13 protein-coding genes are annotated in these 11,452 nt (G+C 69.2%); 6 read left to right on the top strand and 7 right to left on the bottom strand.

Going from position 1 to position 11,452, the window contains the following annotated elements:
- Positions 1-2: 2 nt before the first annotated feature.
- On the bottom strand, positions 3-2,258 hold the full coding sequence (locus tag ACH414_RS12890; protein WP_382539481.1) for a (Fe-S)-binding protein: 2,256 nt from the start codon (positions 2,256-2,258) through the stop codon (positions 3-5).
- Positions 2,259-2,377: 119 nt separating this feature from the next.
- Positions 2,378-2,875 (bottom strand): sugar transferase, encoded by a 498-nt coding sequence (locus ACH414_RS12895; protein WP_382539484.1) that lies wholly within the window; start codon positions 2,873-2,875, stop codon positions 2,378-2,380.
- Positions 2,876-3,101: 226 nt separating this feature from the next.
- Here ACH414_RS12895 and dnaK point away from each other — a divergent pair, with 226 nt between their 5' ends.
- Genes dnaK through ACH414_RS12915 form a run of 4 tightly spaced genes read left to right on the top strand, consistent with a single transcriptional unit; the run spans position 3,102 to position 7,247 of the window.
- Complete coding sequence (dnaK, locus tag ACH414_RS12900; protein WP_382539488.1) at positions 3,102-4,946, top strand: molecular chaperone DnaK; 1,845 nt, start codon at positions 3,102-3,104, stop codon at positions 4,944-4,946.
- Positions 4,946-5,587, top strand: a complete 642-nt coding sequence (gene grpE, locus ACH414_RS12905; protein WP_382539491.1) for a nucleotide exchange factor GrpE — start codon at positions 4,946-4,948, stop codon at positions 5,585-5,587. Before dnaK ends, grpE begins: the two co-directional genes overlap by 1 nt.
- Positions 5,588-5,617: 30 nt before the next feature.
- The gene (gene dnaJ / locus ACH414_RS12910) at positions 5,618-6,796 is read left to right on the top strand and encodes a molecular chaperone DnaJ (RefSeq protein WP_382539494.1); all 1,179 of its coding nucleotides are present in this window, start codon (positions 5,618-5,620) and stop codon (positions 6,794-6,796) included.
- Between the two features lie 4 nt (positions 6,797-6,800).
- Complete coding sequence (locus tag ACH414_RS12915) at positions 6,801-7,247, top strand: heat shock protein transcriptional repressor HspR (RefSeq protein ID WP_382539497.1); 447 nt, start codon at positions 6,801-6,803, stop codon at positions 7,245-7,247.
- A gap of 80 nt (positions 7,248-7,327) precedes the next feature.
- On the opposite strand, the gene ACH414_RS12920 is transcribed toward ACH414_RS12915, so the two are convergent.
- From ACH414_RS12920 to ACH414_RS12935, 4 genes are all read right to left on the bottom strand, one after another.
- The gene (locus ACH414_RS12920) at positions 7,328-8,092 is read right to left on the bottom strand and encodes a DUF3592 domain-containing protein (RefSeq protein WP_382539500.1); all 765 of its coding nucleotides are present in this window, start codon (positions 8,090-8,092) and stop codon (positions 7,328-7,330) included.
- Between the two features lie 60 nt (positions 8,093-8,152).
- On the bottom strand, positions 8,153-8,515 hold the full coding sequence (locus ACH414_RS12925) for a hypothetical protein (protein ID WP_382539503.1): 363 nt from the start codon (positions 8,513-8,515) through the stop codon (positions 8,153-8,155).
- 70 nt (positions 8,516-8,585) lie between these two features.
- Positions 8,586-8,945 (bottom strand): hypothetical protein, encoded by a 360-nt coding sequence (locus ACH414_RS12930; protein ID WP_382539506.1) that lies wholly within the window; start codon positions 8,943-8,945, stop codon positions 8,586-8,588.
- A 177-nt stretch (positions 8,946-9,122) separates the two neighbouring features.
- Positions 9,123-10,112: a helix-turn-helix transcriptional regulator gene (locus tag ACH414_RS12935; protein WP_382539508.1), complete on the bottom strand. Its 990-nt coding sequence runs from the start codon at positions 10,110-10,112 to the stop codon at positions 9,123-9,125.
- A gap of 127 nt (positions 10,113-10,239) precedes the next feature.
- Between ACH414_RS12935 and ACH414_RS12940 the strand changes: the two genes are divergently transcribed.
- Together ACH414_RS12940 and ACH414_RS12945 are read left to right on the top strand one after the other, a co-directional pair.
- Positions 10,240-10,443, top strand: coding sequence for a hypothetical protein (locus ACH414_RS12940; protein WP_382539511.1), 204 nt, complete (start codon positions 10,240-10,242; stop codon positions 10,441-10,443).
- On the top strand, positions 10,440-10,760 hold the full coding sequence (locus tag ACH414_RS12945) for a (2Fe-2S)-binding protein (protein ID WP_046910328.1): 321 nt from the start codon (positions 10,440-10,442) through the stop codon (positions 10,758-10,760). The genes ACH414_RS12940 and ACH414_RS12945 overlap by 4 nt, the downstream gene beginning before the upstream one ends.
- 185 nt (positions 10,761-10,945) lie before the next feature.
- On the opposite strand, the gene ACH414_RS12950 is transcribed toward ACH414_RS12945, so the two are convergent.
- Positions 10,946-11,350 (bottom strand): pyridoxamine 5'-phosphate oxidase family protein, encoded by a 405-nt coding sequence (locus ACH414_RS12950; RefSeq protein ID WP_382539514.1) that lies wholly within the window; start codon positions 11,348-11,350, stop codon positions 10,946-10,948.
- Positions 11,351-11,452: the final 102 nt, after the last annotated feature.

The following is an 11,452-nucleotide window of genomic DNA, read 5'->3' on the forward strand; positions in this document are numbered from 1 at the left end:
GGCTACGCGGCGGGCTCCGGCTCCGGCTCCTCGGCCGGCTCCGGGTCCACCGGCGTCTTCACCGAGTCGAGGAGCAGCTGGGCCACGTCCACGACCTGCAGGCTCTCCTTCGCCTTGCCGTCGTTCTTCTTGCCGTTGACGGAGTCCGTCAGCATGACCAGGCAGAACGGGCAGGCGGTGGAGACGATGTCCGGGTTGAGGGACAGGGCCTCGTCGACGCGCTCGGTGTTGATGCGCTTGCCGATCCGCTCCTCCATCCACATCCGGGCACCACCGGCGCCACAGCAGAAGCCGCGCTCCTTGTGGCGGTGCATCTCCTGCTGGCGCAGGCCCGGGACGGCGGACATGATCTCGCGCGGCGGCGTGTAGACCTTGTTGTGGCGGCCCAGGTAGCACGGGTCGTGGTACGTGATCAGGCCGTCGACCGGGGTCACCGGGATCAGCTTGCCCTCGTCGATGAGGTGCTGGAGCAGCTGGGTGTGGTGGATGACCTCGTAGTCGCCGCCGAGCTGCGGGTACTCGTTGGCGATGGTGTTGAAGCAGTGCGGGCAGGTCGAGACGATCTTCTTCGCCGACTTCGGCTTCTTCGTCTCCGGGTCGTCGTCGTCCTCGCCGAACGCCATGTTCAGCATCGCGACGTTCTCCTGGCCGAGCTGCTGGAACAGCGGCTCGTTGCCCAGGCGGCGCGGGGAGTCACCCGTGCACTTCTCCTCGCCGCCCATGATCGCGAACTTGACGCCCGCGATGTGCAGCAGCTCCGCGAAGGCCTTGGTGGTCTTCTTGGCGCGGTCCTCCAGGGCGCCGGCGCAGCCGACCCAGTAGAGGTAGTCGACCTCGGACAGGTCCTCGACGTCCTTGCCGACGATCGGGACCTCGAAGTCCACCTCCTTGGTCCACTCGACGCGCTGCTTCTTGGCCAGGCCCCAGGGGTTGCCCTTCTTCTCCAGGTTCTTGAGCATCGTGCCCGCCTCGGACGGGAACGCGGACTCGATCATCACCTGGTAGCGGCGCATGTCGACGATGTGGTCGATGTGCTCGATGTCGACCGGGCACTGCTCGACGCAGGCGCCGCAGGTGGTGCAGGACCACAGGACGTCCGGGTCGATGACGCCGTTCTCCTCGGCGGTGCCGATCAGCGGGCGCTCGGCCTCGGCCAGGGCCGCGGCGGGGACGTCCTTCAGCTGCTCCTCGGAGGCCTTCTCCTCGCCCTCCATCGTCTTGCCGCCGCCCGCGAGCAGGTACGGCGCCTTGGCGTGCGCGTGGTCGCGCAGCGACATGATGAGGAGCTTGGGGGAGAGCGGCTTGCCCGTGTTCCAGGCGGGGCACTGCGACTGGCAGCGGCCGCACTCGGTGCAGGTGGAGAAGTCGAGGATGCCCTTCCAGGAGAACTGCTCGACCTGGGAGACGCCGTAGACGTCGTCCTCGCCCGGGTCCTCGAAGTCGATCGGCTTGCCGCCCGAGGTCATCGGCTGGAGCGCGCCGAGGGCGGTCTCGCCGGTGGCGTTGCGCTTGAACCAGATGTTCGGGAAGGCCAGGAAGCGGTGCCAGGCGACGCCCATGTTGGTGTTCAGCGAGACCACGATCATCCAGATGAACGAGGTGCTGATCTTGACCATGGCGGTGAAGTAGATCAGGTTCTGCAGCGTCGCGGTGCTCAGGCCCTTGAAGGCCAGGACCAGGGGGTACGAGGCGAAGTACGCGGCCTCGTAGTGCTCGACGTGGTGGATCGCGCCCTCGAGTCCGCGCAGCACGTAGATCGCGAGGCCGATGGTGAGGATGACGTACTCGACGAAGTACGCCTGGCCCGCCTTGGAGCCGGCGAAGCGCGACTTGCGGCCGGCCCGGCTCGGGAGGCTCAGCAGGCGGATCACGATCAGCACGGCGATGCCGATCGTGGTCATGACGCCGATGAACTCGATGTACAGCTCGAACGGCAGGAAGCCGCCGATGACCGGCAGCGTCCAGTCGGCCTGGAACAGCTGCCCGAAGGCCTGCGCCAGCGTGGGCGGCAGGGTCAGGAAGCCGACGGCGACGAACCAGTGGGCGAAACCGATGATCCCCCAGCGGTTCATGCGCGTGTGGCCGAGGAACTCCCGGACGAGCGTCACGCTCCGCTGGTAGGGGTTGTCGGTCCGGGTGCCGGCCGGGACCGGCTGGCCGAGCTTGAAGTACCGGACGAACTGACCGATGGCGCGAGCGAGCAGGGCAACGCCGACCACGGTCAGGGCCAGCGACACGATGATCGCGGCGAGTTGCATGAGGGGCTCCTCGGGCGGGGGGCCAGTCGGGCCTACTAAGCGGTAACTTATTCAGTCCGTGCCGAGATTACCCGTTCGTGGCGCCGCACTGTAGCGGAGCTCACGGTGATCTGTGTCGCTCAGGCAACCCTTGCCGCGGGTTGCGCGTGGCGACGTCGCCGGACTGCTGGAAGCGTACGCGCAAGGATCACCAGGTCCATGCCGAGCCAGTGGTGGTCCACATAGTGGAGGTCGAGCAGCTCGCGCTCCTCCCACGGCAGCTCCGAGCGCCCGCTGATCTGCCACAGTCCCGTCATCCCCGGACGTACGGAGAGCCGGCGCCGTCCGTCGCCCGTGGACTCCCGGTGGCCGGGCGCCAGCGGACACGGCCCCACCAGCGACATCTCGCCCCGTACGACGTGCAGCAGCAGCGGCAGCGTGGCCAGCGGGCTGCGGGTGCGGAAGGTCAGCATCGTGAAGGTCCGCCCGCCCCGGCCGGCGACCGGGCGCCGGCGCAGCATCCCGCGCGGGCTGCTGGTGCCGAGGGCGACGGAGAGGGCGACGGCGGCGATCAGCGGGGAGAGCAGCAGCAGGAGGGTGAGTCCGACCGACACGTCGACCGCGCGCTTCGCCGTCATGCGTTCACACCTTCCGGCGAGAATCATGGGATATGTCCGGACTCTCTCACGTCCGCCCGGTCCTTATCGGGGAATGACGCGCCCTCTGCGACCCTTTGGATGGGGCGGATGAGTGGGGGCGAGGGTGAAGACTTGAGTCGAGTCGACTCAAGTCTGTTGACTCCTGTCCGGCCCTCGTGCATCCTTGAGTCAGTTCCACTCAAGTCAGTCAGCTGGAGGAATCGAAATGGCACGTGCGGTCGGCATCGACCTGGGCACGACTAACTCCGTCGTCAGCGTTCTCGAAGGCGGCGAGCCCACCGTCATCACCAACGCCGAAGGCGCCAGGACCACGCCGTCCGTCGTCGCCTTCGCGAAGAACGGCGAGGTGCTCGTCGGCGAGGTCGCCAAGCGCCAGGCGGTCACCAACGTCGACCGGACCATCCGGTCCGTGAAGCGCCACATGGGCACCGACTGGAAGATCGAGCTCGACGGGAAGAACTTCAACCCGCAGCAGATCTCCGCCTTCATCCTCCAGAAGCTGAAGCGCGACGCCGAGGCCTACCTGGGCGAGAAGGTGACCGACGCGGTCATCACCGTCCCGGCGTACTTCAACGACTCCGAGCGCCAGGCCACCAAGGAGGCCGGTGAGATCGCGGGCCTCAACGTCCTGCGCATCGTCAACGAGCCGACCGCGGCCGCCCTGGCCTACGGCCTCGACAAGGACGACCAGACGATCCTCGTCTTCGACCTCGGTGGCGGCACCTTCGACGTGTCCCTCCTGGAGATCGGCGACGGCGTCGTCGAGGTGAAGGCCACCAACGGTGACAACCACCTCGGTGGTGACGACTGGGACCAGCGCGTCGTCGACTACCTGGTGAAGCAGTTCGCCAACGGCCACGGCGTCGACCTGTCCAAGGACAAGATGGCCCTCCAGCGTCTGCGCGAGGCCGCCGAGAAGGCCAAGATCGAGCTCTCCTCCTCCACGGAGACCACGATCAACCTGCCCTACATCACGGCCTCCGCCGAGGGCCCGCTGCACCTGGACGAGAAGCTCACGCGCGCCCAGTTCCAGCAGCTGACCGCGGACCTCCTGGACCGCTGCAAGACCCCGTTCCACAACGTCATCAAGGACGCCGGCATCCAGCTGTCCGAGATCGACCACGTGGTCCTCGTCGGCGGCTCGACCCGCATGCCGGCCGTCGCCGAGCTCGTCAAGGAGCTCACCGGCGGCAACGAGGCCAACAAGGGCGTGAACCCGGACGAGGTCGTCGCCATCGGCGCCGTCCTGCAGGCCGGTGTCCTCAAGGGCGAGGTCAAGGACGTCCTGCTCCTCGACGTCACCCCGCTGTCCCTCGGCATCGAGACCAAGGGCGGCATCATGACCAAGCTCATCGAGCGCAACACCACGATCCCGACCAAGCGGTCCGAGATCTTCACGACGGCCGAGGACAACCAGCCGTCCGTGCAGATCCAGGTCTACCAGGGCGAGCGCGAGATCGCGGCGTACAACAAGAAGCTCGGCATGTTCGAGCTGACCGGCCTCCCGCCGGCCCCGCGCGGCGTCCCGCAGATCGAGGTCGCCTTCGACATCGACGCCAACGGCATCATGCACGTGACCGCCAAGGACCTGGGCACGGGCAAGGAGCAGAAGATGACCGTCACCGGCGGCTCCTCGCTGCCGAAGGACGAGGTCAACCGGATGCGTGAGGAGGCCGAGCAGTACGCGGAGGAGGACCACCGCCGCCGCGAGGCCGCCGAGACCCGCAACCAGGGCGAGCAGCTCGTCTACCAGACGGAGAAGTTCCTCAAGGACAACGAGGACAAGGTCCCCGGTGAGGTCAAGACCGAGGTCGAGGCCGCCGTCGCCGAGCTGAAGGAGAAGCTCAAGGGCGAGGACACCGCGGAGATCCGCACGGCCACCGAGAAGGTCGCCGCCGTCTCCCAGAAGCTCGGCCAGGCGATGTACGCCGACGCGCAGGCCGCCCAGGGGGCCGCCGGCGCCGAGGGTGCCCAGCAGGCCGCGGCCGACGACGACGTCGTCGACGCCGAGATCGTCGACGAGGACAAGCCGAAGGGCGGCGCTGCCTGATGTCGGAGGAGACCCCGGGCTTCGAGGAGAAGCCCGAAGTCCCCGCCGACGGCACGCCCGAGGAGACCGAGGCCGCCGCCACCGCCGACAAGGCGGAGGGGGCGGCCCCGGCCGGGGACGCGAGTGACGTAGCCCTGCTGGCTCAGCTGGACCAGGCCCGTACGGCGCTCACCGAGCGCACGGCGGACCTCCAGCGCCTCCAGGCCGAGTACCAGAACTACCGCCGCCGGGTCGAGCGGGACCGGGTCACGGTCAAGGAGATCGCCGTGGCGAGCCTCCTGACCGAGCTGCTGCCCGTGCTCGACGACATCGGCCGGGCCCGGGACCACGGCGAGCTCGTGGGCGGGTTCAAGTCGGTCGCCGAGTCGCTGGAGACCGTCGCCGCCAAGATGGGCCTGCAGCAGTTCGGCAAGGAGGGCGAGCCCTTCGACCCGACGATCCACGAGGCCCTGATGCACAGTTACGCGCCGGACGTCACCGAGACGACCTGCGTGGCGATCCTGCAGCCGGGGTACCGGATCGGCGAGCGGACCATCCGGCCCGCGCGCGTGGCCGTCGCCGAGCCCCAGCCGGGCGCGGCCCCGGCCGGCAAGGACGAGAAGAAGGCCGACGAGGAGAGCGGTGCCCCCGAAGAGGGGTGACGCAGTGACCGTCCGGAAGGAGGGACGTCGATGAGCACGAAGGACTTCGTCGAGAAGGACTACTACAAGGTTCTCGGCGTCCCCAAGGACGCCACCGACGCCGAGATCAAGAAGGCGTACCGGAAGCTCGCCCGCGAGAACCACCCGGACGCCAACAAGGGCGACGCCAAGGCGGAGGAGCGCTTCAAGGAGATCTCCGAGGCGAACGACGTCCTCGGCGACCCCAAGAAGCGCAAGGAGTACGACGACGCGCGCGCCCTCTTCGGCAACGGAGGCTTCCGTGCCGGACCGGGCGGGGGCGGCTCGTTCAACTTCGACCTGGGCGACCTCTTCGGCGGCGCCCAGGGCCCCGGCGGGGCGGGCGGCTTCGGCGGCGGCGGTCTCGGGGACGTCTTCGGCGGCCTGTTCAACCGCGGGGCGGGCGGCGCGGGCACCCGCACCCAGCCGCGCCGCGGCCAGGACATCGAGTCCGAGGTGACGCTCAGCTTCACCGAGGCCATCGAGGGCGCGACCGTGCCGCTGCGGATGTCCAGCCAGCAGCCGTGCAAGGCGTGTTCGGGCACCGGCGACAAGAACGGCACCCCCCGGGTGTGTCCGACCTGCGTCGGCACCGGGCAGGTCTCGCGCGGCAGCGGCGGCGGCTTCTCGCTGACCGACCCGTGCGTGGACTGCAAGGGCCGCGGCCTGATCGCGGAGAACCCCTGCGAGGTCTGCAAGGGCAGCGGACGGGCCAAGTCCTCGCGGACCATGCAGGTCCGCATCCCCGCGGGCGTCAGCGACAACCAGAAGATCCGGCTGCGCGGCAAGGGCGCCCCGGGCGAGCGCGGCGGGCAGAACGGCGACCTCTACGTCGTCGTGCACGTCGACGCCCACCCGGTGTTCGGCCGCAAGGACGACAACCTCACCGTCACGGTGCCCGTCACCTTCGACGAGGCGGCGCTCGGCGGCGAGGTCAAGGTGCCGACGCTGGGCGGCCCCCCGGTCACCCTGAAGCTGCCCGCGGGCACCCCCAACGGGCGCACCATGCGCGCCCGCGGCAAGGGCGCGGTCCGCAAGGACGGCACCCGGGGCGACCTGCTGGTGACCGTGGAGATCGCGGTGCCGAAGGAGCTGGACGACAAGGCCCGCGAAGCCCTGGAGACCTACCGCGAGGCCACCGCGGGCGAGGACCCGAGAGCAGAACTGTTCCAGGCCGCGAAGGGAGCTTGAGCAGATGGACCGCCGCCGTAATCCCTATGAACTGACCGACGAGACCCCGGTGTACGTCATCTCGGTGGCGGCCCAGCTCTCCGGCCTGCACCCGCAGACCCTGCGCCAGTACGACCGCCTCGGCCTGGTCTCCCCGGACCGCACCGCGGGCCGCGGGCGCCGCTACTCGGCCCGCGACATCGAACTGCTCCGTCAGGTGCAGCAGCTGTCGCAGGACGAGGGCATCAACCTGGCCGGGATCAAGCGCATCATCGAACTGGAGAACCAGGTCGCGGCGCTGCAGAGCCGGATCGCCGAGCTGTCGAGCGCGGTCGAGGGCGCGGCGGCGGCGATGCGCCAGCGCGAGGCCCAGGTCCACGCCTCGTACCGGCGCGACCTGGTGCCCTATCAGGACGTGCAGCAGGCGAGCGCGCTCGTCGTCTGGCGTCCGGGTCACAAGCGCGGCGAGTAGTCCCCAGCGGCTCCCGAGGCCCCTTCCGCTCCGGCGGAGGGGGCCTCCGTCGCGTCCGGCCGGGGGAGGGCCGCCGAAGCTCACCAGAGGATGTCGCTGAAGGCCATCTCCAGCCCGATCCCGAGCACGACGAGACCGGCGAGCAGCATCAGCGCCACACGGGCGATCACCTCGCCCAGCCAGGCCTCGTGGACGGCCCGTTCGGGCTTTCGCGGGTCGTAGGTGACGAGGAGGCCGGGCGTCTTGCGGGTGCACGTGTAGGTCTGCCGGCCCCCGTCGGCGTCGGCGTACCCGTACATCGTGCTCTTCTTGCCGGTCGGGCCGATCCGCTCGGCCCGCACGGTGATGCCGCGCCGGGCGAGGACGATCCGCCGGTACAGCTCCTGGACGCCGCTGAAGAGCAGGACCAGGCCGATCAGGAGGGGGATGACGCCGAGGACGACGCCGAGGATCCGGACGCCGTGGGTGGCGCCGACCCAGATCGCGTAGCCGGTGTAGGCGAGGACGGGGCTCGCGACGAGCGCGAGCACGCCCCACCGGACGCCCTCGGCGGTGCCGGTCCCGGTCGTGGTGACGAGGGCGCTGCCCGCCGGGTCCCGCTGCTCGGGCAGGGCCCCGGTGAGGGTCTCGGCGAAGGCCGCGGTGGCGGTGGGGTTGTCGCCGTCGACGCGGTGGGCCGCGCCGTCGGTGAGCACGATCTCGATGCTGCGGGGCTCGGGAACGCGTATCTCCCGCACGGCCGCGAGGGGGATGCTGGTCCGTCTGCCGCCGCGGACGACGTGCAGTCCGTCGGCGTCGAGGGCCGCGTACACCCCGCGGCCGCGGAGTATCTGGTCTGAGGACATGTCCCCGATGATGACGGGACGGCACCGCGCCACGCCCGGAGTTTCGAGACACGAGAAGACTCAGATGGGGCAGTCGTTGAGCTTCTCGCTCGCGACGAGTGCCCCTGCCTTCAGCCCCCCAGGAAACGTGAACGCGTGGCATTCGTAGGCGTTCTTCTCCCCAGGTACCGGGTACTTCACCACGACGCGCTGCACTGAGTGGTCCTGCTCCGCCCGCCACTCCGCGCCCGCGGCACGGTCGATCTCCTGGTCGGTCAAGGTCCCGTCCTTGATCGCTTGCTCAAGGCGGTACCGGGTCAGTCCGACCTGTTTGCCGAGCAGCTCCTCCGGAGCCGGATCGGGCCGGTCGAAGAACGCCGGCACGGCATAGGCCGCCAGCAGCGAGACAGCCACGAAGGCCAGTACGACCGCGCCAAGGGCCACGCCCGCGCACCCGGCCAGGCTCTTCGTCAGAGCGGTCGGCCAGGCGCGCGGGCCCGGTTCTCGTGTCATCTCAGGAACCCATGTATCCGATCTCGTCCAGGCGACCGCGCATCACCTGAGCGTAGCCCGTCGTACCCGAGTCCTTCGGATGGAAGGACTCACGGCTGAGGCAGTCGCCGCCGAGCCACTCCCACGTGCAAAGCTGGGAGGCAGGGTCTCCGGCATGGAAGTCACCGTCACCGTTCGGGCCCATGACGATCTTGTTGATCCACTCTGGGGTGTCACAGCCACCGTGGCCCACGAACGCGTCGACAGGGTTCGCGTACTGAATCTTGAGTTTCTGCGGACCGGTGCGGAGATCGTCCACCGTTTTCCGCTGCTCCGTGTTGGCGTAGTGCACGAGTTCGGCAAGAGCGGCCGCTTCCGTCAAGTCGCCTCGACGACGAGTGCTCCGCTGGGCAGTCCAGTGCTGTCGCAGGACGGGGTGCCGTACTGGAGGCGGTAGCCGCGTCCCGGTTCGCTGCGCAGCGTCTGGTACGTGATGCTCTCGTTGCCGCAGGTGCTGGCGCAGTGGTCATCGTGGACGCCGTACGGGATCCACGGCGGGTCAGTCGTCGTCCCCCTGGTTCAGGATCCCCGACTGGGCGATGAGGAAGCCGAGTTGGGCGCGGCTGCCGCTGCCGAGGGTGGCGGCGAGTTTGGCGATGTGGGCGCGGCAGGTGCGCACGTTCATGCCGAGCCGGCGGGCGATGGCCTCGTCGACGTGGCCCTCGACGAGGAGCTTGGCGATGGAGCGCTGGACGCCGCTGATGCCGTCCCTGCTGCGGGCGTTGGGGACCTGTTCGCCGAAGGGGGTGGCGCGGGCCCAGGACTGCTCGAAGACGGTGGCCAGGTACTCCACGAGGCCGGGATGGCGCAGTTCGAGGGCGACCTGGCGGTCCTGGCGGGCGGGGATCAGGGCGACGGAGCGGTCGATGATGATGAGCCGCTCGATGCTCTCCTCCAGGGTGCGGACCTGGAGCCGGTCCATGCCGGCCTGTTCGAGGTAGACCTGCATGCCGGGACTGTGCCGGGCGGTGTGCTGGTAGAGGGTGCGCACCCGGACGCCGCGGTCGAGGAGCGGCTGGACGCGGTTGAGCGCGGTGTTGAGGGTGTGTTCGCTGCGGCCGCCGCCGGGCTGGACGGTGAGGAGTTCCTGCGAGCACTCGGCGGTGGCCCGGCCGAGGACGGCGTCGATCCGGTGGATGCCCTCCAGCACGGTGATGGCGTGCGTGGTGGAGGGGTCCTGGGCGCTGATCGCCATGAAGGGCTCGAAGGTGCTGGACAGGCCCATGGCCAGGGCGCGCCGGTCCTGGATTTCGCGTTCCAGGGGCTGGACGAGCCGGGCGAGCGCCGCGGAGGGTGGGACGGGCCGCAACCAGGACGGATCGTCCGGATCCGGATGCAGCAGGTCGAGGTCCATGAGGCAGGGTGCGGCTTCTGCCTCACTCCTGGTTATTCGCCCGATCCGCAACGCACTTGCGTACAAGTCCGTTCCGGCTGCACAGAGGTCGACATGCCCGTGGGGATGTGTCGGGTCTGTCAGTTTCTGCGGCATATGCACACCCCCCAGGATCCTGTATTTCAGGAACATGATGCATTGCCCCAGTGGTGCCAGCGCAAAGACTGAGCCATCGTCTTGTACGCGGGGGAGAGGAAACCATCAAGTGAGGTCGAAGCCGCTCATGTCCACGAAACTGCTTCGCTCGATACTTGCTTCCGTCTTCATTGGGGCGGCGGCAGTAGGAGCGCTGGCCGTCAGCGACCCGGTGTGGGACAGCACGCCTGCCAAGGTCGTCGCGGCACCGAACGACCCCGTCTGGGACTTCACCCCGGCCGGTCAGCTCGACCCGGTTTGGGACTCCAGCCCGGCGGGCGCGGACGCATGACCGTGCCCCCGGACGACCGGACCTTCCGGCGGGAGATGGCTTCGGCGTATCGGTCCGGGTGGCATTTCGTCGATCTCGTCACGGCCATCCCCCACCGTGGCGACTCGCTGATGGTCACCCTCTTCGGAGAACCGATCGTCGTCGCCAGGGAACAGGACGAAGACGTCCGGGCCTACCGGTGTCTGCGCCGTCCCCGCGGCGCCCCGCAGCCCGTTCGCTGTGCCATCCGGTACGGCATGATCTTCGTCAATCTCGACCAGCGGGACCACCAGCTGGTCGAGCCCGAGACCATCACCGCCACCCCCCGCAGTGCCTGAGCGATTCCCCCGTCGTTGTAGATCGCTCAGGTGCTTCCCCCACACAGCGGCGCCATCGCGGACCTGAAACGCGATGGCGCCGTTGTGCATCTCCGGCCCGGTCTCCTCGGGCCCCGCTCGCCCCTCTCGGGGCCGGCCCGGTCTCCTCGGGCCGGTGCGCCCCTCTCGGGCCCGGCCCGGTTTCCTCAGGCCCGGCCCATCGCGCGGGTCAGCGTGATCTCGATGACCACCCGGTCCGGGTTCGGCGTCGGGACCCGGTTGTAGCGCGCCGCGTAGCGGTCCACCGCGTCGGCCACGGCCTCCGCGTCGGTGCGGATCCTGGCGATGCCCTCCAGGGTGGCCCAGCGCCCCTTGTCGACCTGGCAGACCGCCACCCGCGCGCCGTCCGCGCCCGCCGCCAGGACGTTCGCCACCTTGCGGCTGTGCTTGTTGGTGATCACCCGTGCGAGGCCGTTCTCGGGGTCGTACGTGACGCCCACCGCCACCACGTGCGGGGTGCCGTCCGGGCGGGGGGTGGTCAGGGTGCACATGTGGTACTCGCGCCAGAAGCTGAGATACGAGTCGCCGGGGTTCCTCGGGTCAGTCGCCATGCCCGGAAACTACCCCCGGAAGGACTCCCCCCGACACCTTGAGCGGAATAGACTCAACTTTGTGTACGTTGGATGAGTCATAGTATCCAGCCAGGAGCTCTA

This window comes from Streptomyces sp. NPDC020422, from assembly GCF_044386705.1.
In the GTDB taxonomy this organism is placed as follows: domain Bacteria; phylum Actinomycetota; class Actinomycetes; order Streptomycetales; family Streptomycetaceae; genus Streptomyces.